Annotated in this window: 23 protein-coding genes; 9 read left to right on the top strand and 14 right to left on the bottom strand. The window is 57.6% G+C overall.

The features are described from left to right. Positions 1 to 102: 102 nt before the first annotated feature. Positions 103 to 384: a DUF427 domain-containing protein gene (locus tag ROI90_RS00980; protein ID WP_315996471.1), complete on the bottom strand. Its 282-nt coding sequence runs from the start codon at positions 382 to 384 to the stop codon at positions 103 to 105. A 192-nt stretch (positions 385 to 576) separates the two neighbouring features. Between ROI90_RS00980 and ROI90_RS00975 the strand changes: the two genes are divergently transcribed. The 3 genes from ROI90_RS00975 to ROI90_RS00965 all read left to right on the top strand — a co-directional run bounded on the left by ROI90_RS00975 (position 577) and on the right by ROI90_RS00965 (position 3,863). Continuing rightward, entirely contained in the window at positions 577 to 1,683 is a 1,107-nt protein-coding gene (locus ROI90_RS00975; protein WP_315996470.1) for a vWA domain-containing protein, read from the top strand. Positions 1,684 to 1,848: 165 nt separating this feature from the next. Beyond that, on the top strand, positions 1,849 to 3,405 hold the full coding sequence (locus ROI90_RS00970) for a sigma 54-interacting transcriptional regulator (RefSeq protein WP_315996469.1): 1,557 nt from the start codon (positions 1,849 to 1,851) through the stop codon (positions 3,403 to 3,405). Between the two features lie 278 nt (positions 3,406 to 3,683). Continuing rightward, positions 3,684 to 3,863: a hypothetical protein gene (locus ROI90_RS00965; RefSeq protein WP_315996468.1), complete on the top strand. Its 180-nt coding sequence runs from the start codon at positions 3,684 to 3,686 to the stop codon at positions 3,861 to 3,863. A 134-nt stretch (positions 3,864 to 3,997) separates the two neighbouring features. Here the strand turns inward: ROI90_RS00965 and ROI90_RS00960 are convergent, their stop codons facing one another. Then, positions 3,998 to 4,456, bottom strand: coding sequence for a peptidylprolyl isomerase (locus tag ROI90_RS00960; protein ID WP_315996467.1), 459 nt, complete (start codon positions 4,454 to 4,456; stop codon positions 3,998 to 4,000). Between the two features lie 197 nt (positions 4,457 to 4,653). Here ROI90_RS00960 and ROI90_RS00955 point away from each other — a divergent pair, with 197 nt between their 5' ends. After that, on the top strand, positions 4,654 to 5,295 hold the full coding sequence (locus ROI90_RS00955; protein WP_315996466.1) for a fasciclin domain-containing protein: 642 nt from the start codon (positions 4,654 to 4,656) through the stop codon (positions 5,293 to 5,295). 274 nt (positions 5,296 to 5,569) lie between these two features. On the opposite strand, the gene ROI90_RS00950 is transcribed toward ROI90_RS00955, so the two are convergent. From ROI90_RS00950 to ROI90_RS00920, 7 genes are all read right to left on the bottom strand, one after another. Further along, positions 5,570 to 6,454: an NAD(P)-dependent oxidoreductase gene (locus ROI90_RS00950; protein WP_315996465.1), complete on the bottom strand. Its 885-nt coding sequence runs from the start codon at positions 6,452 to 6,454 to the stop codon at positions 5,570 to 5,572. Between the two features lie 144 nt (positions 6,455 to 6,598). Next, positions 6,599 to 7,522 (bottom strand): ribosome small subunit-dependent GTPase A, encoded by a 924-nt coding sequence (gene rsgA, locus ROI90_RS00945; RefSeq protein WP_315996464.1) that lies wholly within the window; start codon positions 7,520 to 7,522, stop codon positions 6,599 to 6,601. Positions 7,523 to 7,652: 130 nt separating this feature from the next. Next, positions 7,653 to 8,906, bottom strand: coding sequence for a 3-deoxy-D-manno-octulosonic acid transferase (locus tag ROI90_RS00940; protein WP_315996463.1), 1,254 nt, complete (start codon positions 8,904 to 8,906; stop codon positions 7,653 to 7,655). 6 nt (positions 8,907 to 8,912) lie between these two features. Beyond that, positions 8,913 to 9,407: a GNAT family N-acetyltransferase gene (locus ROI90_RS00935; RefSeq protein WP_315996462.1), complete on the bottom strand. Its 495-nt coding sequence runs from the start codon at positions 9,405 to 9,407 to the stop codon at positions 8,913 to 8,915. 118 nt (positions 9,408 to 9,525) lie between these two features. After that, a complete protein-coding gene (locus tag ROI90_RS00930) occupies positions 9,526 to 10,164 on the bottom strand; it encodes a peroxiredoxin (protein ID WP_315996461.1) in 639 nt (212 codons plus the stop codon). An 82-nt stretch (positions 10,165 to 10,246) separates the two neighbouring features. Beyond that, positions 10,247 to 10,705: a Fur family transcriptional regulator gene (locus ROI90_RS00925; RefSeq protein ID WP_315996460.1), complete on the bottom strand. Its 459-nt coding sequence runs from the start codon at positions 10,703 to 10,705 to the stop codon at positions 10,247 to 10,249. 157 nt (positions 10,706 to 10,862) lie between these two features. After that, complete coding sequence (locus ROI90_RS00920) at positions 10,863 to 12,146, bottom strand: aspartate kinase (protein ID WP_315996459.1); 1,284 nt, start codon at positions 12,144 to 12,146, stop codon at positions 10,863 to 10,865. A 150-nt stretch (positions 12,147 to 12,296) separates the two neighbouring features. On the opposite strand from ROI90_RS00920, the gene fbp reads away from it, so the two are divergent. After that, on the top strand, positions 12,297 to 13,325 hold the full coding sequence (fbp, locus tag ROI90_RS00915) for a class 1 fructose-bisphosphatase (protein ID WP_315996458.1): 1,029 nt from the start codon (positions 12,297 to 12,299) through the stop codon (positions 13,323 to 13,325). A gap of 106 nt (positions 13,326 to 13,431) precedes the next feature. On the opposite strand, the gene ROI90_RS00910 is transcribed toward fbp, so the two are convergent. From ROI90_RS00910 to yihA, 3 genes are all read right to left on the bottom strand, one after another. Beyond that, positions 13,432 to 14,043 (bottom strand): DUF5606 family protein, encoded by a 612-nt coding sequence (locus ROI90_RS00910; RefSeq protein WP_315996457.1) that lies wholly within the window; start codon positions 14,041 to 14,043, stop codon positions 13,432 to 13,434. A gap of 30 nt (positions 14,044 to 14,073) precedes the next feature. Further along, positions 14,074 to 14,556 (bottom strand): energy transducer TonB, encoded by a 483-nt coding sequence (locus ROI90_RS00905; protein WP_315996456.1) that lies wholly within the window; start codon positions 14,554 to 14,556, stop codon positions 14,074 to 14,076. Between the two features lie 75 nt (positions 14,557 to 14,631). Next, positions 14,632 to 15,249 carry a ribosome biogenesis GTP-binding protein YihA/YsxC gene (gene yihA, locus ROI90_RS00900; protein WP_315996725.1) on the bottom strand — a complete coding sequence of 206 codons (618 nt, stop codon included), beginning with the start codon at positions 15,247 to 15,249 and terminating at the stop codon, positions 14,632 to 14,634. Positions 15,250 to 15,701: 452 nt separating this feature from the next. On the opposite strand from yihA, the gene ROI90_RS00895 reads away from it, so the two are divergent. From ROI90_RS00895 to ROI90_RS00880, 4 genes are all read left to right on the top strand, one after another. Then, complete coding sequence (locus ROI90_RS00895) at positions 15,702 to 17,969, top strand: OmpA family protein (protein ID WP_315996455.1); 2,268 nt, start codon at positions 15,702 to 15,704, stop codon at positions 17,967 to 17,969. 129 nt (positions 17,970 to 18,098) lie between these two features. Beyond that, positions 18,099 to 18,827 carry a bifunctional demethylmenaquinone methyltransferase/2-methoxy-6-polyprenyl-1,4-benzoquinol methylase UbiE gene (ubiE, locus tag ROI90_RS00890; RefSeq protein ID WP_315996454.1) on the top strand — a complete coding sequence of 243 codons (729 nt, stop codon included), beginning with the start codon at positions 18,099 to 18,101 and terminating at the stop codon, positions 18,825 to 18,827. After that, entirely contained in the window at positions 18,776 to 19,591 is an 816-nt protein-coding gene (porT, locus tag ROI90_RS00885; protein WP_315996453.1) for a type IX secretion/gliding motility protein PorT/SprT, read from the top strand. Before ubiE ends, porT begins: the two co-directional genes overlap by 52 nt. Before the next feature lie 139 nt (positions 19,592 to 19,730). Beyond that, positions 19,731 to 20,477 (top strand): SDR family NAD(P)-dependent oxidoreductase, encoded by a 747-nt coding sequence (locus ROI90_RS00880; protein WP_315996452.1) that lies wholly within the window; start codon positions 19,731 to 19,733, stop codon positions 20,475 to 20,477. A 56-nt stretch (positions 20,478 to 20,533) separates the two neighbouring features. Here the strand turns inward: ROI90_RS00880 and ROI90_RS00875 are convergent, their stop codons facing one another. Both ROI90_RS00875 and cdd read right to left on the bottom strand, forming a co-directional pair. Then, on the bottom strand, positions 20,534 to 21,196 hold the full coding sequence (locus ROI90_RS00875) for an alpha/beta hydrolase (RefSeq protein WP_315996451.1): 663 nt from the start codon (positions 21,194 to 21,196) through the stop codon (positions 20,534 to 20,536). Between the two features lie 2 nt (positions 21,197 to 21,198). Further along, positions 21,199 to 21,693, bottom strand: a complete 495-nt coding sequence (cdd, locus tag ROI90_RS00870; RefSeq protein WP_315996450.1) for a cytidine deaminase — start codon at positions 21,691 to 21,693, stop codon at positions 21,199 to 21,201. Positions 21,694 to 21,792: the final 99 nt, after the last annotated feature.

Here is a 21,792-nt window from a genome sequence, read left to right as displayed (position 1 = left end):
CTATTATCTGAGTATTACGTTAATAGGGCTCATCTATATATAAAATAATTTATACGTATGCATTATTGCCGTATTGGTGCCCCCAAAAAAACCGGTGGGAGTTCAGGCTATTACTTGCACCCCTTTCCAGAAAGCCACCCGGTTCTTGATGGCAGCGGCGGCCTCTTTGGGCTCGGGGTAGTACCACGCTGCATCTTTGTTCAACTCCCCCCCAACGCGCAGGGAGTAGTAGCTGGCCCGGCCTTTCCAAGGGCAGGAGGTGTGGGCAATACTATCCTCGAAAAACTCCTGCTTAATGGCATCAACAGGAAAGTAATGGTTGTTTTCGATAACAATGGTATCGTTGCTTTCAGCAACAACGGTGTCTTTCCAGATGGCTTTCATAGGGAAAAAGGAATTGGAGGATGAATGGCTGTTTACACTCAACTGGCTGTGGGCTGAATGTTAGCTGTTGCCGCATTTTGCTGAGTGGCGTGAAAAGGCGGGAAGTCGGAAATATCCAGCCAGAGCCAAAATCAGGCAACCGTAAACCAACTCGGCCGCCGCGTTGTTCTACTGGCTCACTCCCCATCTACTATGTCCGCAGGCTTTCGTTTCCGGGATTTTACGCCCGAGGAGTCCGGTAACCCTGGCTTCGACTCTCTTTTCAAGATATTTATGCAGCTGGTTACCATTACCAGCGGCGACGTGAGTGAGGCCATGCAGTGGCTCAATGAGCTGGATAAGCAGTACGGCCTCACCAACGATGAGTATGGCATGGGCGACTTTATCGAGGACCTGAAGAAAAAGGGGTACATCGATGAGAATCCGCAGGAGCCGGGGGCTTTCAACATTACGGCCAAGAGTGAGCAGAATATCCGCCGCTCGGCCCTGGAGGAAATCTTCGGCAAGCTCAAGAAATCGGGTACCGGCAACCATCGCACGCCCCACACCGGCCAGGGTGACGAAATGAGCACCGATATGCGGGAATTTCGCTTCGGCGACTCCCTGGAGCAGATTCAGATGACCGAGTCCATCCGCAATGCCCAGCTCAACCACGGCATGGACGACGACAACTTCCTGCTGACTGAAGGCGACCTAGAGGTGCGCGAGAATGAGCACAAAAGCCAGACCAGCACCGTGCTCATGATTGACATTTCGCACTCCATGATTCTGTACGGGGAGGACCGCATCACGCCCGCCAAAAAGGTGGCTATGGCCCTGGCGGAGCTGGTGAAGCAGAAGTACCCCAAGGACTTTCTCGACGTGATTGTGTTCGGGAATGATGCTTGGCAGATTGAGGTGAAGGAGCTGCCCTACCTGCAGGTGGGCCCCTACCACACCAACACGGTGGCCGGCCTGGAGCTGGCTTTGGATCTGCTGCGCAAGCGCAAAACGGCCAACAAGCAGATTTTCATGATTACCGACGGCAAGCCTACCTGCCTGAAGGAACCCGGCGGCTACTACAAAAACTCCTTTGGCCTGGACCGCAAAGTGGTGAACCGCACCCTGAACCTGGCCGCCGCCGCCCGCCGCCTGAAAGTGCCTATAACCACCTTTATGATTGCCGACGACCCCTACCTGCGCAGCTTCGTGCAGGAGTTTACGGAGGTGAATCAGGGCAAAGCCTATTACAGCTCCCTGAAAGGCCTGGGCCATTTGATTTTCGAGGATTACAAACAGAACCGCCGTAAGTCGCTGTAACGGTTGAACGGTTGTAGAGACGCGTATTCGCGTCTCAATCGTTGAACGAATTCGGTATACAAAACCGCCAACATTACTCGCTGATATGGCGCGAACGGCGAGACGCGAATACGCGTCTCTACAACCGTTCAGCCTCTTCCCATTCGCACATCCTACTTTTCCTACATGCCTTCTTACGCTTCCCTTTCTGCTGCCGAGTTGCAGCAGCTTACTACCCTCGGCCAGCTGAAGGCCAGCGGCTACCAAGCCCGCTCCGTGAAACAGGAGCTGCGCGAAAATCTGATTCAACGCCTCCGCAGCAAACAGGACGTGTTTCCGGGCATCTACGGCTACGAGGAAACCGTTATTCCGGAGCTGCAGCGCGCCGTGCTGGCCGGGCACCACATCAACCTGCTGGGCCTGCGCGGGCAGGCCAAAACCCGCATTGCCCGCCTTCTGGTGGGGCTGCTGGATGAGTACGTGCCCATGGTGGCCGGCTCTGAGCTGAACGACGACCCCTTGCAGCCCCTGAGCGTGTACGCCAAAAACCTGATTGCCGAAAAAGGCGACGATACGCCCGTCAGCTGGCTGCACCGCGACGAGCGGTACACCGAGAAGCTAGCCACTCCCGACGTGTCGGTGGCTGACCTTATCGGCGACGCCGACCCTATCAAAGCCGCCACGCTCAAACTGCCGTATTCTGATGAGCGGGTGATTCATTTCGGGCTGATTCCGCGGGCCCACCGGGGCATCTTCGTTATCAATGAGCTGCCCGATTTGCAGGCGCGTATTCAGGTTTCCTTGTTCAATATCCTGCAGGAGGGTGACATCCAGATTCGGGGCTTCAAGGTGCGGCTGCCGCTGGATCTGCAGTTCGTATTTACGGCCAACCCCGAGGACTACACCAACCGGGGCTCCATCGTGACCCCGCTGAAGGACCGCATCGACGCCCAGATCATCACGCACTACCCGAAATCCATCGAAATCGGCAAGCGTATTACCAAGCAGGAGGCCCGCATCCGGGAGGAGCAGCGCGGCCTGGTGACTACCAACGATGTGGTGCACGATTTGGTGGAGCAGGTGGCCATTGAGGCCCGGGCTTCGGAGTTCGTGGATGCCAAATCGGGCGTGTCGGCCCGCCTCACCATCTCGGCCTACGAGCAGGTAATTGCGGCAGCCGAGCGGCGGGCCCTCATCAACGGCGAAGCCCACACTTACGTGCGCATTGCCGACTTCCTGGGGGCCGTGCCGGCCGTAACGGGCAAGGTGGAGCTGGTGTACGAGGGCGAGCAGGAAGGCGCGGGCATCGTGGCCGAGAAGCTGATGGGCAAGGCCCTGCGCACCCAATTCCTGCAATACTTCCCCGACCCCGAGAAAACCAAGAAGCAGAAGGACAAGCCCAACCCCTACAAGCCCGTGCAGGACTGGTTCGGCTCCCGCACCATTGATTTGCTGCACGACGCCTCCGACGAGGACTACCGCCAGATGCTGGACGTCGTACCGGGCCTGAAAGACATGGTGCAGCAGAGCGTACCCGCCGAGCTAAGCAAGGACAACCTGCACTTCTGGATGGAGTTTGCCCTGCACGGCATGGCCGAGCACAGCCTGATTTCGCGCAACCGCCTTACGGCCGGCTCCCAGTTCAAGGACCTGCTCAGCAGCATGTTCACCATGCCCAACTTCGGCGACGACGATGACGACGACGAGGACTACCAATCCTCCAAGAAGCGCAAGCGCCGGTAGGTAGGCAAACCACCAGCAATTATCCAAAATGGCCCGCTTTCCACCGAACTGGTTGGAAGCGGGCCATTTGCGTGCGACAGGTAGCCAAATGATACGGCTGGTACCAGATTGGGTCCTCAAGTTCCCGGCTTCGCACAGGAAAAATCTGTGTTCAGAGAGAAAGGAGCCAGGCTTGGCTAATGAGCCTGCAAGGTGGCGGAGGCGTGCTGTTCCTTTGTAGTGTTCCCGGCAGGCAAGCCCCGCCGCACTTCACTTCGACACTCCTAATGCCCCCTTATATGAAAGCTGTTCTCGCCGCCCGTTTCGCCTGCCTCGCCTTAGTTCTCGCTTTGCTGGCTCCTAGCATCCCTGCTTCGGCGGGTAACAATGGCCCGGCTCGTTATTACAAAGGCGGTATGCACCGCCCCGTATACAAAAAATACCAACCCGGCTGCCGCTGGATTTTCCAGAAGCGCTAGGCTCAGGCATTACCCGCAGGCCAACCACACCTGGAGTAGGGTGAAGGAAGCCAACAACTATATCATAAGCACAAAAAGGCCCCCGGATAAACCGGCGGGCCTTTTTTGGTGGCTTTGCAGAAAAGATAGGCCGCCTACGCCTCGTTTACTACAATCTTGTCGATGGTATCGTTGGCTTTGATCTGGTCGATGATGTCCTGGCCTTCTACCACTTTGCCGAAGCAGGTGTGGTTGCGGTCAAGGTGGGCGGTGTTGTCGCGGGAGTGGCAGATGAAGAACTGGGAGCCGCCGGTGTTGCGGCCGGCGTGGGCCATGCTCAGCACACCCCGGTCGTGGTACTGGTTGCCGCCGTTCAGCTCGCAGTCGATTTTGTAGCCGGGGCCGCCGGTGCCGGGCGTGCCGCTGGCCCCCGCGCGGGTGTTAGGGCAGCCGCCCTGAATCACGAAGTTGGGCAGTACGCGGTGAAACTTCAGGCCGTCGTAGTAGCCCTTCTGGGCCAGGTCGGTGAAGTTTTTAACGGTGTTGGGCGCGTCTTGCTCGTAGAACTCAACTTTCATCACGCCCTTGTTGGTGTGGATTTCGGCAGTTTTCATGGTAAAATGAAACGTGGGTGGAACGGCCCGTATACGTGCAAAAGGCCGCCGGCGGGTGCCGCCGGGCACAAAGGTAGCCAAAATGCCCGCCGCAAAACATCCAAGTAACGGTTGGGCTCGTAAGCAGATTCTCCAAGCTGGCCCGTAAGGGATTCGCTCTTCTTTTTCCTCCAACCAACCCTCTCTTTCGCTCCTGTATGAACCACACGCAGCGCTTCGCCACTTTCGCTCTGTTTTCTGCTGCCCTGCTGGGTCTCAGCAGCTGCGGCGACAATAAGCCCGCCGAAACCGCCACTGCTCCCACTGGCTCCATGGAAACCACCGTCGACTCCACCGCCATGCTCGCCGACTCGGCCCGCATGGGCAAAACCGATGGGGTGATGGTAGACGGCGTAGCCATGACGCCCGATAAGACCATTGTTCAGAATGCCGTAATGGCCCCCAGCGTAACTACCCTAGTGAAAGCCGTGCAGGCCGCCGGTCTTGACGGTGCCCTCAGCGGCCCCGGCCCCTTCACGGTATTCGCCCCCACCAACGCCGCCTTTGATAAACTGCCCAACGGGGCCTTAGCCGGCCTGCTGAAACCCGAGAGCAAGGAGAAGCTGAAAGGCGTGCTCACCTACCACGTTATCCAGGGCCGCTTGGTAGCCCAGGACCTCAAGGACGGGCAGGAGCTAACCACCATGAACGGCGAAAAGCTGAAAGTATCGGTGAAAGACGGTAAAATCATGATTGGCAACGGCACCGATGCCCCCGTGAACATCCTCACGCCCGATGTCATTTCCAGCAACGGCGTCACCCACGTTATTGATGGCGTAGTACTGCCGCTGGCCAAGTAACCGGCAGATGCTTCTTGCCTGAAAGAAAAAGGTCCGGCTGTTTCAGCCGGACCTTTTTTGTGGCAGTAGGGCAGGTGTGGAAGCTGGTGTTTGAGTTAAACGTCATGCTGAGCCTGCCGAAGCATCTCTACCGCTTCGTTGGGTTAGTACTGCAACGCAGCGGTAGAGATGCTTCGGCAGGCTCAGCATGACGTTCTACTTATGTATTAATGTCAGCACGCGAGATGCTTCGGCTGCGCCTCAGCATGACGTGCTGGTTCGTAGCATTTAAAAACTACAAGCCGGCGCCGTCGGTGATGCGCTCGGCAAAACCGGCCCAGTCACCTTTTTCGCTCTTGGCTACGGTGGTGGAGAGGTGGTCGTGCAGGATGTTGGCGAAGGGCATGGGTACCAGGTGGGCGCGCGACTCGTCCAGCACCAGGCGCATATCCTTGCGGATGATGGCCGGGGCCGCGCCTACCGGCTGGTAGTGCCGCTCGGCCACCAGCTTGCCGTAGCCCTTGTAAATGGGCGTGTTGAAGAGGGTGGAAGTGAAGAACTCGTACACCTGCTGCCGCTCCAAACCGCTTTTCTGGGCCAGGGTAAAGGCTTCGGCCATGGCTTCAATGGCCGCGCCCAGCATGAAGTTACCGCAGAGCTTGACGGTGCTGGCGGCCCCGGCATCGTCGCCGAAATCGTGGGTGCCCTGGCCCAGGGCGCTGAGCAGGGGCGTGACTTTGCGCCGGGCGGCGGCCTCGCCGGAAATGGCCAGCCACAGCTTGCCGGCCGCCGCCACATCGGGCTTGCCAAACACGGGTGTGGCTACCAGGGCGCTGCCGTGGCGGGCATGGGCCTCGGCCAGGCGGCGGTTGGTAGCGGGGGCTACGGTGCTGCAAGAAGCGTGCACGGCTCCGGTAGGTAGGGCCGGCAGCAGCCCATCGGGTCCCAGACACAGCTCTTCCAGGGCGGCGTCATCGGTTACCATCGTGAAGACGAAGGCCGCGCCGGCTACGGCCTCGGCGGGCGTGGCGGCCACGGTGGCCCCCAGCTTTTTGAGGCGGGCGGCTTTGCTGGCGGTGCGGTTGTATACGGTGAGGCGGTGGCCGGCTTTGAGCAGATTTTCGGCCATGGCCTCGCCCATGTTCCCCAACCCGAGGAAGGCAATGTTATGGTGTGTCAAAGGTGAAATTGTGAAGAGTGAAGTTGTGAAAGTTGATACGGCCAACTTGTATGCGCCGCCTCGTACACTACGGAAAGCAGCGCCTGCATGGCCTATTTCGCAACTTCACTATCTCACAACTTCACCATTTCACAACTTCACCATCTACTTCCGGTTGTCGTCGGCTTGCTGCATGCTCACGTAGCTGTCGTAGCGGGGCAGGGCAATGCGGCCCTTGTCCACGGCCTCGCGCACGGCGCAGCCCGGCTCGTGCAGGTGCTGGCAGTTGTGGTAGCGGCATTGGTTGAGCAAAGCGCGCATCTCGGGGAAGTAGTGGGCCAGCTCGCCCGGCTTCATATCTACCAGGCCCAGCTCCTTGATGCCCGGCGTATCAATAAGGTAGGTGCCGGGGCGCACTTCCAGCATTTCGGCGAAGGTGGTGGTGTGCACGCCTTTGTCGGAAAACTCGCTGATTTCGGCCGTTTTCAAATCCAGATCGGGCACCAGGGCGTTGATGAGCGTGCTTTTGCCCACCCCCGAGTGCCCCGAGAGCAGGGATACTTTGCCATCCAGCAGGGCATCAATGTCGGCCACGCCTTCGCCGGTGTGGGCCGAGCAGCGCAGGCCGGGGTACCCCACGCGGGCGTACATTTTCAGAATCTGGTCCTGATAATCGGCCAGGTCTTCGTCGTAGAGGTCGGTTTTGTTGAACAGCAGCGTCACCGGAATGCGGTAGGCCTCGGCCGTCACCAGAAATCGGTCAATGAACCCGAACGAGGTAGCCGGGGAGGCCAGCGTAACCACCAGCAGGGCCTGGTCGAGGTTGGCGGCCACGATGTGGGCGTGCTCCGTCTTGTGCACCGAGCGGCGGATGATGTAGTTGCGCCGGGGCTCGATGTGGTGAATCACGCCGGCCCCTTCCGTTTGCTCCTCCACGGTGAAATCCACCTGGTCGCCCACGGCCAGCGGGTTGCTCACCTTCAGGCCCTTGTGCTTGAATTTGCCCCGCAGCCGGCAGCGGTGCAGCTGCCCCGTCGTATCGCGCACCACGTACCAGGAGCCGGTTGATTTAACGATGATTCCAGTCATGGAGTAGGGTAGGAAGGTTTGAGGGTAGGAAGGTTTGAGGGTAGGAGGGTTTGAGGGGCATGGTGGGAGGGAGAGGACAATGTGATGGAAACAGGCACAGCCATTCCGGCAATAATTACCTCATACCCCCTTACCCTCTTACCCTCACCCCCTCAATCCAGTGCATGATTTTTCGGGTGGCGCCGCTGTAGTCGTGTACGTAATCCAGGCTGATATCCTGCACGTGAAGGCGGGCTTCCTCGCGGTGAAAAAGGGGGCCGAAGGCGGTCAGCAGCTCATCGGCTGAGGCAATGGGGAAGGCGCAGCCCCGCTCCACCAGGTCGCGGGCTTCCTGAAACTTGTAGTAGCTGGGCCCGAAAAACAGCGGCAACCCGAAGGCGGCGGCTTCCAGCGTATTGTGCAGGCCTTTGCCGAAAGCGCCGCCCACGTAAGCAAAATGCCCAAACCGATAAAGCTGACTGAGCAGGCCCACGTTGTCCATGAGCAGCACGCGGGCCTGGGCCACGGTAGCGGCATCGGCCTGGGAGTAGCGCACTACCAGGCCGGGCAGCGTGGCCTCTACCTGCCGCAACGTGCTCTCCTCGATTTCGTGGGGGGCCACAATGAAGCGCAGCTCCTGCTGGTACTGCCGCAGCAGGGGCGTGAGTACGGCAATATCCTCGGGCCAGCTGCTGCCGATAATCAGCACGGGGGCCCAGTCGTCGGTGAAGGCATCCACCAAGGGCAGAGTTCGGGGCGGGGCCGTGGCCGTGCGCACCACCGTATCGAAGCGGGTGTCGCCGGCCACGCTGGTTTGGGTGATGCCGGCCGCCCGCAGCAGCTCCACGGAGGCTTGGTTCTGGGTGAAGATGTGGGTGAAGCGGCTCAGAATCCGCCGGAAAAATCCGCCCCAGGGCTTGAAAAAGGCCTGCTCGGGCCGGAAAATGGCCGACACGCAGATGGTAGGAACCTGGCGGCGGTGCAGCTCGGTGAGAAAGAAGTACCAGAACTCGTACTTCACAAACACCGCCAGCCGGGGCTGCACCGCGTCCAGAAACGCCCGGGCATTGGCCGCCGTGTCCAGGGGCAGGTAGAAGATGTAGGCCGCGCCGGGCCAGTTTTTGCGCACCTCGTAGCCCGAGGGCGAGAAAAACGTCAGCACGATTTTGTGGTCGGGGTGGCTGGCCGCGTAAGCCTCCATAAGCGGGCGGCCCTGCTCAAACTCCCCCAAGGAGGCGCAATGAAACCACACCAACGGCGCTGTTTCCTCCCGCAGCGTTGCCCGGATGTGAGCCAGCAGCCCCTGGCGGCCAACTGTCCATTGGGCTGCTTTGGGCATAAAAGGTGCCACCAGCCGCAGCAGCAGCGCATACAGGTGAAGGCCGAGGGAATAGAGCAGGTGCAAGGAGGATTACTTAGAGCTGGAGGCCGGAGACAAAGGAACAGAGCGCACCATCCGATAATTAGGCAGTTCCACACCACGTACTACCATTTGCTGCTCCCGCTCCACTGTAAAACCATAATGGTTGAAAAAAGGCCGGGCCGTTACACTGGCATCCGTGTAGAGACTTGCTAAGCCCAGATGGGTGGCGTGGTCGAGCAGGGCTAGTAAGAGTTGGCCCGCAATACCGCGCCGCTGGTGCCGGGTATTCACAAATAAGAAATCCAGGTAGCCATCGGCGGCCAGGGAGGCAAAGCCGCTCAGTGGGCGGGTGGCATCATCCTCAGCTACCAGAAAGTGTTGGCTGCCAATCTTTGCTTCCCAGCCCGGCAGGTTCTGCCAGCCGCCCCGCCACGCGGCCACCTGCGCCGCAGTGTAGTCGGCGCAGTTTACCTGCGTAATAGTGTCATAAAACAACTGGCCGATGCGCGGAGCATCAGCAGCCGTGGCCCGGCGGAGTAGCATACGACAAAAGTACAGCCTTCCGCCCATTCTCAACAAAAAAGCCCCGCCGTAACCACGGCGGGACTTTCTACATACACTCTAAGCTCTAAGCTCTAAGCTCTAAGCTCTAAGCTCTAAGCTAGTGCGCAGCTTGCTTGCCGAGGTAGTTGGCTACGCCCTCACGGGTGGCCGACATGGCTTCTTTGCCTTCTTCCCAGTTAGCGGGGCATACTTCGCCTTTCACCTCAAAGTATTGCAGGGCATCCACCATACGCATAGCTTCGTCGATGCTGCGGCCCAGCGGCCCGTCGTTTACCACCTGGTGGCGCACAATGCCGTCTTTGTCAATCAGGAACAGGCCCCGGTAGGCCAGGGGTGAGCCTACGAAGGTCATTTCGCCCGCCTCATTGTAGTCGTAGTGGCCGCCCAGCACGTCGTAGTTAGAGGCAATGGTTTTGGTTGCGTCAGCTACCAGCGGGTACTTTACGCCCTCAATGCCGCCATTATCGCGCGGGGTTTGCAGCCAGGCGAAGTGCGAGAAGTGCGTATCGGTGGAGCAACCCACAATGGCTACGCCCTTGGCCTCAAAATCGGCCAGGCGGTCCTGAAACGCAATTATTTCGGTGGGGCACACGAACGTGAAGTCAGCGGGGTAGAAGTAGAAGATGACGTGCTTCTTGCCCAGGTACCGGTCAAGGGAGAAATCCTCCTCAAACTCGCCATCAATAACGGCGGTAGCTTTAAAAGAAGGAGCACGTTTACCTACGAGAACTGCCATGAGTAATTAAAAAAAGTGAAAAAGGAACTAGAGAAAAACCGGGGAGGGCTGCAAGAAAGGTGGGTGGGCTAACAACCGTGCCTTAATCCTTTAGCACCTTGTTGCCGGTGATATGCAGGGAAAAGGAGTGGGGCTGAAAGTCACTCAGTCCCTTGGCGGCGAAAAAGTCCCGAATCAGCGCATCGAGCTGCGGGTCACAGTAATCAATGATTTCCTGCGTGTTGGTGCAAAACAAGTGATGGTGCTCGGTGCAGTCTGCGTCGTAGCGGCGGGAGCTGCCCTCGGCAGATGCCACCCGCTTGGTGAGGCCCGCCGCCACAAATGAGTCCAGCGTTTTGTACACCGTACCCAGCGAGAGGGACGGGGCCTGTTCCACTGCTTGGCGGTGCACCTGCTCGGCGGTAGGGTGACCCGGCAGCACCAGCAGGCATTCCAGAATCAGGAGGCGCTGCTGGGTGGCCCGGAGTCCTGCAGCCATCAGCCGCTCCCGCAAAAAATTGGGTGCCAAAGAGGGGTGCAAGGTGTCGGGGGAAAGGCTCACAGCTAAGAATAATTCTCCGCAAAGATAGGGCTATAAGCCGCGCGCTGGCAAAAATGTTTCATTCCGGCTCGGCCAGGGAGATGAGAAGAAGACGTTCAGGGGTTCTTCACGGAGTTCTGCATAACCGAGTTTTTGCCAGCCACACCAGCCCTGCTGCCTACTTCGTGAACTCATTCACCTCGCCCCGGCAAACAAACTGAAAGGTTTGGCGGCTGCGCTGCTCCAGCAGCAATTCGCGGCCCTCCGTCAGGCGTTTGATGCTGGCCGTATCATAATTCTTAATGGTGTACAGCTCCAGGCCCGTATTGTAGTGAATGGTGAACTGGTCACGCAACAAACCCAGTAGCTTGTCCAGGCGGAAGGCCGAAAAATCAGTACATACTGAAAAGCTGATAGCCGAATTCTGCATCAGATGAATCTTGAGCCGGGCCTGGGCTAGCGCCCCGAAAATAACCTCCAGGTTCTCCTCCGAAATAAAGGTGAGGTCCCTGGACTCGAAGGAAATCAGACACTGTCCCGTCTTCCGAATCAGGGCGGGCACCAGCAGGCCGTGGCGACAGTCGTGAATGATGGTGCCTTCCGCCGCTGGATCCACAAACGACTTCACCAGTAGCGGAATATGCTTCACGGCCAGTGGTTTGATGGTTTTGGGGTGAATTACGCTGGCCCCGTAGTAGGCCATTTCAATGGTTTCCTGGTAACTGATTTCCGGGTAGCGCACTGTATCGGCAAAAATCTTGGGGTCGGCATTCAGCAAGCCCGCCACATCCTTCCAAATAGTTACTGATTGCGCGCCCAGGCAATACGCCAGAATAGCGGCCGTATAGTCGGAGCCTTCCCGCCCCAGGGTGGTAGTTTGTCCGCTGGAGGTGCCACCCAAAAAACCCTGCGTTACCACTGGGCCGTGCGCAAGCTGCGCCGCTACCCCGGCCTGCAACAGCCGCTCGGTAGCGGGCCAGGCCACGCGACCCTCCCGCCAGGTATGGTCGGTGCGGATCAGGGTGCGGCAGTCGAGCCACTGAGCTTGCAAGGCCCGGGCCACAATGCGGGTAGCCAGCAGCTCCCCAAAGCTCACAATCTGGTCGTACTGCTTGTCAAAATCCCCGGGCTGTACCGTGGAAAGGCGGTCCTGCAACTGCTCCAGTAGCTCCACCAGCGCCGGGCTGCCAGCGTTGGCATCATCTACCCCTAACTCGGTGGCCACCTGCAGATGAAAGTTTCGCAGGCGGGCCAGCGGCGCCGCGTAGTCATGGCCAGCGTGGGCCAGCTGAAACAACTCTTCTAGGGCATTGGTGGTTTTGCCCATGGCCGAAACCACCACCAGCAAAGGCCCAGGCTGGCCGTGCGTTTGTACAATGTCGCGTAAGTTGCGAATAGCGGCCGCATCTTTTACCGATGCGCCGCCAAACTTAAAAATCCGGAGTTGAACCGCTTCCTGCATGGCCCAAATGTAGCGCGCCGCCGCGGGTTGTACCCTGTAGTGGTAGCGCAGGCGCGCAAAACACACTTGGGGCAGTAGGTAGCGAAATTTCGCTACCTGTCCGGTAAATTGGTTAATTTTGACTTTTCCCACCCGCTTTTCTCTCACCTCATGACCAACCACGACAAGCTGGCCCTGCCCGTAGGCACTACCCTGGACCGCTTTATTATGCGCAAGCAGGAAGATTTCCCCTACGCCACCGGCGAACTATCCCAGCTGCTGCGCGATATTGCCCTGGCGGCCAAAATCGTGAACCGGGAAATCAACCGCTCTGGCCTGATTGATATTGCCGGGGCTTATGGCAACCGCAACGTGCAGGGTGAGGACCAGCAGAAACTGGACGTAATTGCCAACATCCGCTTTATCCGGGCTTTGCGCAATGGAGGTGAAGTCTGCACCATCATTTCGGAGGAAGACGACGAGATGATTCAGACCGGTAACCTGCAGGGGAAGTACGTGGTGGCCATTGACCCGCTCGACGGCTCCAGCAACATCGATGTAAACGTCAGCATCGGTACTATTTTCAGCATCTACCGCCGCGTATCACCCACCGGTATCGAAGGCACCACCCAGGACTGCTTGCAGACGGGTACGCACCAGGTTGCGGCTGGCTACGTGATATACGGCTCCAGCACCATGCTCGTGTACACCACCGGCAATGGCGTAAACGGCTTCACCTACGAGCCCAGTCTGGGTGAGTTTTTCTTGTCCCACCCCAATATCCAAACGCCCCAAACCGGCACCGTATACTCTATCAATGAGGGCGTTTCGGAGTCGTTTTCGGAGGGCATGAAGGCCTTTGTAGCCCATTGCAAAGAGCAGAACTACTCGGCCCGCTACATTGGCTCCTTGGTGGCCGACTTCCACCGTAACTTGCTGAAAGGCGGTATCTATCTGTACCCAACCTCCAAAAAAGCTCCCAACGGTAAGCTTCGCCTCATGTATGAGTGCAACCCCCTGGCTTTCATTGTAGAGCAGGCCGGTGGCCGCTCCAGCAATGGCCGCCGCCGCACCCTGGAGCTGGAGCCCAACGACCTGCACGAGCGGTGCCCCCTGTTCATCGGCTCGCCTGACTTAGTGAAGAAAGTAGAAGAGTTCCTGGCCCCCGAGTTTGCCCACGACGCCGTGCTGAAAGAGTAGCGGCCGGTCTGGTTGTTGGAAATATTGTTCGAGCGCACCGCGCACAAGAAAAGGCCACCCGTAACCGGGTGGCCTTTTCTTGTGCGCGGTGTCAGAGAAAAAAGAGCTATTCAGCCTTTTTCTTCGTCGTTTTTTTGGCTGGTTTGGCTTCCCCGGCTTCGGGGTTGCCGGCGGCGTTGGTTTCCTCAGCGGCCGGAATGATGCCGGCCGTGCTCAGGGCCTCATCGGCACCGGCTTCGTCCTTCTTGGCGGCTTTTTTCTTGGCCTTGGGCTTCTCCTCCGTGGCGCTGGCCTCATCGGTCGTATCCTCATCGGCAGCCGGCGCCTGGTACTCCAGGTTCTTGCTCACCACGTGGTACCACTGCACCAGCTTCTTGATGTCCGACATGTACACCCGCTCCCGGTCATAGTCAGGCATAATTCCCGACATGAACTCCGACAGGTCCCGGTCATCCGATTTGTTGGTGAGGGCAAGGCCCGTGCCGTGCTTCTGGTAGATCCGGTCAAACACCTCTGACAGCGGCACCGTTTGGTCGTAGTCCTGGGTGTACATGGAGATTTCCTGGAGCAGCGACACCTTGTTGCGGGCCGAGGCTACGGAACGGGTGCCTTTGGCATCAAGAGCTTCAATGATAACGCCGGCGCGGGTAGGTTTCACCAGACGGTACAGACCGGGCATTCCGCTGATGGCGGCAATTTCCTTCAGGTCGTAGGGCATAAAAAGTAAGCGGTTGTTGAAAGTGCAAAGTTACTCAGTAGGGGCGGCTTGGCCGGGGGTAGGCAGCTTGAAGGTGATAGGGATGCTGGTTAGCACCGCATAGTCAGGCTTGTTGAACTTGAGCAGGCGTACCACCCGCAGCGCTTCCTCGCCACAGCCGCCACCAATGTTTTTCACCAGCTTGATGCCCGACATGGTGCCGTCCGTGTTCAGCGTGAAGCTCACAATGCATACACCTTGGATCCGGTTGCGGCGGGCCATAATGGGGTAGCGCGTTTCCTTCTTGATGAAGTCGTACATGGCTTCCTGCCCACCCTCGTAGTACTCCGCTACAGGTATGGCTTTCGGAGTGGCGGGTTTAGGTTCCGCTTCCTCAGAGTTTTCCGGCGTTTTCTGCGCACCGGTTTCCAGGGTGGGGCCGTCAGTCTTGACCTTTATTTTGGTTTTCTGGGCCAAGGCCGGGGCCGAGCAGGCCAACAGCCCAATGCCCAGCAAAAAAGCAAGTTTTTTCATGTAGAGTGAAGCGGAGAAAAGCGGTAAAATACGGTGGGAGGACTCCCGCCGGAGCCACGCAATTACGAGGCCAATCTACGCATTATCGCCCGGTTCTGCGAACTGCCGGTTCACCTCTCCAATAAACTCTAGTATCTCCTCGCGGCCGGTTTTTTCCTCCGCCGACGTAATAAAATGGCGGGGTAGCTCATCCCAGCTTTCGGCCAGTTTTTGCATGTAATCCGTTACGTTTTGGTGGGTGCGACTGCCCGATTGTTTATCCGCCTTGGTAAAGGCCAATACAAATGGAATTCCTTGGGTGCCTAACTGCTCAATAAATTCCAGATCAACCGCCTGCGCGCTGTGTCGGGAATCAATAAGCACGAAAACACACATCAGATTTTCGCGGCGGCGCAAATAAAAATTAATCATCCGGCCCCATTTCTCGCGCGAATCTTTGCTTACTCGCGCGTAGCCATAACCCGGTAAATCGACCAGGTACCACGTATCGTTAATAATAAAATGGTTGATTAGCTGAGTTTTACCTGGTAAAGAAGACGTCTTCGCCAGCCCCTTATGATTCGTCAACATATTAATCAACGACGATTTGCCCACGTTGGAGCGCCCAATGAAGGCGTACTCTGGCAGGGTGGGAGCTGGGCAGGCCTCTACGCGAGAATTGCTCATCAGAAATTTTGCGCTCTGGATATTCATCGGGTCAGCTACTGGATATAGGCCCCAAAGGTACGCATTCGGAAACGGGTGGGAGAATTGCATAATTTTTTGGGGAAAAACATTGTAGTTTAAGTAGTCAGCCTATATTTGTGCGTCCAGCAATGGATGTATAAACAGTTTTGCGATTGAAAACACCAATTCTTTTCTGCTTCAGCGTCAGCTATTTTATAGAATTAGATACGGTCAAGGCTGTATAATAAAAGTTCTATCTTTGACCGCTAATTCCCCGGGTATGGGGCTGGTCAGCTGGGATACACAGGAAAGGACACTGGCTCATTTTGCCTGTCGCCTGACTTTTTTCCCAAGGTCTTCTCAACCCTGAAGCAGGTTTTCAGTATAAGAGGCAACTCTTGAAAACCCGCTCCGCGCGCAGTCGGCGTGCCGGGTTATCACTCCCTTTGCAACTCCTTATTTCCTTAACACCCTCCAAAATGGACAACTTAGTCAGAAGGTTATTAAAAGCCTCGTGCGCCTTCGCGCTTACGGCTGCTGTGGCCCAGCCTGCCCTGGCTCAGAGCACCCGTACGCAACTGAAGACGGCTAACAAACTTTTTGCGCAAGAGAATTACCGAGCTGCCCTGCCGTATTATGAGCAGGTACTGGCCAAAGAGCCTAACAACGCGCAAGCGCTGTTTCGGGCCGGTATTTCCTACATGACGTTCGACAAAGAAAAAGCCAGCGACTACATCTACAAAGCGCAGCGGCTGAAGAAGAACGTGTCGAAAGACGTAGAATACTGGTTGGGCCGGGTTGACCACCTCAACTACAACTTTGACGAGGCCATTACTCACTTCCAGGCCTACAACGCGACCTTGAAAAGCAAGGACACGCGCAAAAAGGAACTGGCGCAGCTGATTCAGCACAGCAAAAATGCCAAGGTTCAGTTCAACAGCCCCAAGGATATTTTTGTAAAGAACCTGGGCCCGACTATCAATACGCAATGGTCGGAGCATAGCCCGGTTATTTCCACCGATGATAAGGTGTTGCTCTTTACCTCGCGCTCCGACAACATGAGCAATGCGCCCGTGACGGAGGATATGCAGGGCAAGAAAAAAGGCAAGGGTAAAATTGCCGCCGATGGTCAGTATTACGAGAACATCTACGAGGCCAAGCGCATCGACGATGAGAACTGGGAGAAGCCTCGCTCCTTGAGTTCAGTACTCAATGCCAAAGGCCACGATGCTTCCATTCAGGTATTCGACAACGATACCAAACTGCTCATGTACCGCAACGATGAAGATGGCGACATCTTCTACTCGGAAAAAAGTGGTACTGACTGGACGGAGCCTAAGAAGCTGAACAACAACATCAACTCCAAGAGCTATGAGTCGGATGCTTACATTACGCCCGATGGCTTAACCATCTATTTCTCCACCAGCAAGTACTCGGAAGACAACACGCTGGATATCTACTACGCTACCCGCCAGCCCGGTGGCGACTGGGGAGCGGCTAAAACCCTTGGTACGGCTATTAATACGGCCTACGATGATGATAGCCCCTTCTTGAGCCGCGACGGTAAAACGTTGTACTTCTCTTCGCGGGGCCACAACACCATGGGTGGCTACGATATCTTCAAGTCAGATTGGGATTCGGTAGGCCGCAAGTGGGGCCGGCCCGAGAACATGGGCTACCCTGTGAATACGCCGGACGATGATACCTATTACCGTTTGTCGCCGGATGGTTCCTACGCCTATCTGTCGTCGTATCGAATTGGTGGCTACGGTGAGAAGGACATTTACACCATCAACTACATCAAGAACGCCATCATCCGGGGCCGGGTGCTGAGCCAGCGCGACAGCACGGTAATTCCGGGCGTGGAGCTGGTGTTCAGCGGCACCCAGGCCGATAAAACGGCTCTGAGCTACCGCGACATCACCAAGCCCGTAACCGGCGACTACCAAGTAAACGTGCTTTCGGGCCGTACTTACCAGGTAGCCGTGTCGAAGGATGGCAAGAACATCGAAACGCAGGAGTTTGCCGTTCCGATTTCAACCAACGACTCCACCACGATTACCAAGGACTTCTACGTACCGTACATCGATACACTGAATCCTGCCTACGCTACGCTGAAGCCGATTTACTTCGACACCGACAAGTACAAGCTGCGGCCGGAGTCGATTACGGAGTTGAACCGCATCAGCGAAGTGCTGAAGGCCAACCCCGGCATCAACATTTCGATTGAAGGCAATTGCGACTCGCGCAACACCGACGAGTACAACATGGTGCTCGGCCAGAACCGTGCTGACGTGGCCTACAACTACCTGAAGAAGCAGGGCGTTGCTGAAACCCGCATGGTAACGGTAAGCTACGGTGAGCGTCGTCCGGCGGCCCCGAACGATTCGCCGGAGAACATGCAGCTGAACCGCCGCACCGATTTCCGCGTGATTACCAAGGAGGGTGACGCTGCTCCGGTGCTGTCGAACCCAGCCCCAGCTTCGGGTGCTAACTCTACCGGTTCTTCTTCAACTGGTACCAGCACGACTACCACTGCCCCCTTGCAGCCTGGCAAGAGCAAGGCTAAGTTGCCCGATGGCACAAAGGTGAAAACCAAAGTGGACGAGGACAGCGACAAAGTGAAAGTGAAAACCAAAGGCGCTAACGACGAGAAGAGCAAGACCGTAACCAAGGACGGTACCATCGACTCGAAGGCGAAAGACGCTGACGGTGCCAAAACCAAAGTGAAGACGGACAACGACTAAGCACTGGTTTTGAACAGAGCAAACGGGTCGGGCCAGCAGCCCGACCCGTTTTTTTTTAACATAATGCTGGGCGGGCCGTTGTAATTGGGCAATTTCGCCTGAGTTTTCTCGTTCTTCGCCCTGAGAAGTATGTCCGTAGTACCCTACAAAGATGACGCCGCCGGCAAAAAGTCACAGGTGGCCCAGATGTTCAACAGCATTGCCGGCAAGTATGACTTCCTGAACCACTTCCTGAGTGTGGGCACGGACATCTACTGGCGGCGCAAGGCCGTAAACGAGCTGAAGCAGCTTCGGCCTGCTCGCGTGCTGGACATTGCCACCGGCACCGCCGACTTTGCCATTGAAACGCTGCGGGCCGCCACACCCGATGCGCAGATTACTGGCGTGGATATTTCGGAGGGTATGCTGGAAGTAGGGCGGCGCAAGCTGCAGCAGAAGGGGCTGGGCCACCGCATCCGGTTGGAGCTAGGTGACTCAGAGGCATTGCCTTTTCCCGATAACCACTTTGATGCTGTGACGGCCTCTTTTGGGGTGCGTAACTTCGAGAACCTGGAGAAAGGCCTCTCGGAAATGTACCGGGTGCTGCGTCCTGGGGGCAAAATGGTAGTGCTGGAGTTCAGCAAGCCTACGGCTTTCCCGATGAAGCAGGCCTACAACTTTTATTTCAAGAACATTCTGCCGGTATTCGGTAAGTTGATTTCCAAAGACCGCGCCGCTTACACGTACCTGCCCGAATCGGTGCAGGCATTCCCGGATGGTCAGGAATTTCTGGCAATCCTGCGTAAAGTCGGCTTTACTACTCCTGCATGGCAACCCCTCACGTTCGGTATCAGCTCCATTTACACAGCGCAAAAATAGTGCGGGCAGCTTTGCTGCTACTGGCCTGCGGGGCCATATCGGTGAGTGCGCAGGCCCAGAAAAAAAGCCTCACGGGCGCCAGCCGCAGCAAAAGCGGGCGGGTGAAATCAGTAACGGTGAACAACCTGCCTGGCTACGACGACCGATGGCTGCACCTGGGCATGTACGTAGCGCCCAATTTCTCCCGCTACAAGATTGAGCACGCGGCGGGTTATCCGACTCAGGGCGTATCGGCCAACTCTGTGGTAAGCCCCGGGGGCTCGGTGGGCTTTCTGGCTGATCTGCGGATTGGCCACTACGGTGCGCTGAACCTAGCTCCCGGCGTGAGCTTTCTGACGCGGCGGATTGAGTTCAAAGAACAACCAGGATACCAGCCTGGAGCCAACGATCCTAAGGAGATTGAGGACCAGGAAATCGGGACCACGCAGGTTGACTTTCCGGTGCTGTTCAAGCTAAAATCGGAGCGGCGGCGCAACACCCGGGTATACATCATCGGGGGCGTGAAGCCCAGCTTCACCATTGGGGGGCGTAAGAAGGACGGCGACCTGACGCTGCTGGAAGCCAGCCGCTCGGATGTGGCTCTGGAGTACGGTGTAGGAATGGACCTGTTTTATCCCTTCTTCAAATTCTCGCCCGAGCTGCGCTTCTCCCACGGACTCACCAACCTGTATGTAGCTGGCAACAACGACGTGTACAGCCGCAGTCTGCAAAGCATGAAAAGCAATACTGTAACCCTGTACCTGAACATCTGGTCGGGTCGGTAGGCACCAGGCTGTTGGCTATTAGCTGATGGCCATTAGCTTTTCTGTTTCGATGCAACTCCTGTCCTCACCGGACATACACGCTAACAGCTAACAGCTAACAGCTAACAGCTAACAGCTAACAGCTAACAGCTAACAGACTATGAAAACTGCATTTGTTACCGGCGCTTCGTCGGGAATTGGTCGGGCTACGGCCGTGGCGCTGGCAGAAGATGGCTTCCGGCTGGTGCTGGCGGGCCGCCGCCGGGAGCGGCTGGAAGAATTAGCCACGGAGCTAGTGGGTACGCCCACCCACCTGCTTACATTCGATGTGCGCGACCGGGCCGCCGTGGAGGCCGCCGTGAGTAGCCTGCCCACCGAATTTCAGGACGTGGATGTACTAATTAACAACGCCGGCAACGCCCACGGTTTGGCGCCCATCCAAGAAGGTAATCCCCAGGACTGGGACGATATGCTGGATGGTAACGTGAAAGGGCTGCTGTATGTGAGCCGCGCGGTGCTGCCGGCCATGATGCGGCGCAACGTGGGGCATATCGTCAACATTGGCTCCATTGCGGGGCATGAGGCCTACGCCAACGGAAATGTGTACTGTGCCTCCAAAGCCGCAGTGGCTTCCCTTACCAAAGGCATGCGGCTGGACCTGCTACCCCACAACATTCGGGTGGCGGAAGTAAACCCCGGGGCAGTGGAAACAGAATTTTCGGAGGTGCGCTTCAAAGGGGATGCGGCACGGGCCGCGAAAGTGTACGATGGGTTCGAGCCATTGAAAGCGGAAGATGTGGCCGACGTTATCCGGTTTATGGTAACGCGCCCGCCCCACGTGAACGTGGCCGAGGTGCTGCTGCTGCCTGCCGCGCAAGGGGCGGCCACCACCATCCGGCGTACCTAACGCAAGTGTTTATGCATCAGAAAAAGGCTCCACTTGCTAGGCAAGTGGAGCCTTTTTTAGGCTGGAAGACAGGCTAGCTGCGCCAGCGTAGGAGCGTGTAGCACATGGCCACCCGGGAAGCGAACAAGACGGGGGGTGGCCCCTAGATGTTCCAGGAAATGCTGTTGCTGGTGGAGGCTGGCCTCGGTCACAAATTCATCATCGGTGCCACATACCAGCGTAACGGGCACTTGGCGGAGCAACTGTGTGGCAGTGGGCAGTTCCATATCGGGCGGGAAGCCTCCAGCCCAAAGTACTAGGTGGCTGGGCCGGAAGACAGCCTGGGCCAGCCAGCGGCTGACGGTGGCGGCTCCTTGTGAAAAGCCTAATACCGTAATTTCTACCCCAGCGGAAGCCTGCGGGAGCAACTGCGCCGCCAGCTGGTTGAGGTAGGCCACGTAATCGGCAATTTCCGTCAGGCGGTCATCTTTGGTCATCCAGGTGGCGCCTACCCGGCCGGAAGTTCCCTGCAGGTAGAAGCGCGACAATGCTTCCGGGGCTATTACTACCAACTCCGGGTCGGCGGCGGCGAGGTGGGCAAAATGGCGGATAAAGTACGCCGCCAACTGACCGTAGCCGTGCACCACAAACCACACCCGCCGCGTAGCCCCCGACAGCTCACCTAACTGGTAGTAGCGCGCGGTTCGGGTGACGTGTATGTGTTGTTCCTGTGCGGCCATACTTATCGCGCGGGCGGCAGGTCGTCGGGGGTAAAGCCAAAGGGCAGCAAATCCGAGAGGGAGCGGAACCGGTAAATGCTGCCATCGGGGCCGGGCAGCAGCAACGGAATGGCTTGCTTCTGGCGGTGCTCGTACTCGGCCATTACCTGCCGGCAGGCCCCGCAGGAAGTAACCGGCACGAACTCCCCGTTGGCGGGGCGGGCAGCTACGGCCATGCCCACAATACGCCGCTCCGGCTGGGTGGCAGCCAACCCAAACAGGGCGGTCCGCTCGGCGCAAAGGCCCGAGGGAAAGGCCGCGTTTTCTTGGTTGGTACCCCGGAAAATGGAGCCATCATCGAGTAGCAGGGCCGTGCCGACGTGAAAGTGGGAGTAGGGCGCGTAGGCGTGGTCGGTAGCCGCGCGGGCTGCCTGCCAGGTGGTGGCTTCGGCGGCAGTAAGGTCGGCTTCGGAAGCCACCACGTCAACGGTGATGGTCAGATGAAGGGGGTGGGCCATGGGAGGCAAAGAACGGCCCGGCACCGACTGGTGGCCCCGGGTAGTGAAAAAGGGGGCGGCGAAAGTACAACTTTTCTGCTAGTTCCAGTCAGGTCGGAT

This window comes from Hymenobacter endophyticus (assembly GCF_032464715.1).
GTDB classification, from domain to species: Bacteria; Bacteroidota; Bacteroidia; order Cytophagales; family Hymenobacteraceae; genus Hymenobacter; species Hymenobacter endophyticus.
The sequence above is the reverse complement of the archived record's forward strand: the minus strand, read 5'-3'. Positions and strand labels throughout refer to the sequence as shown.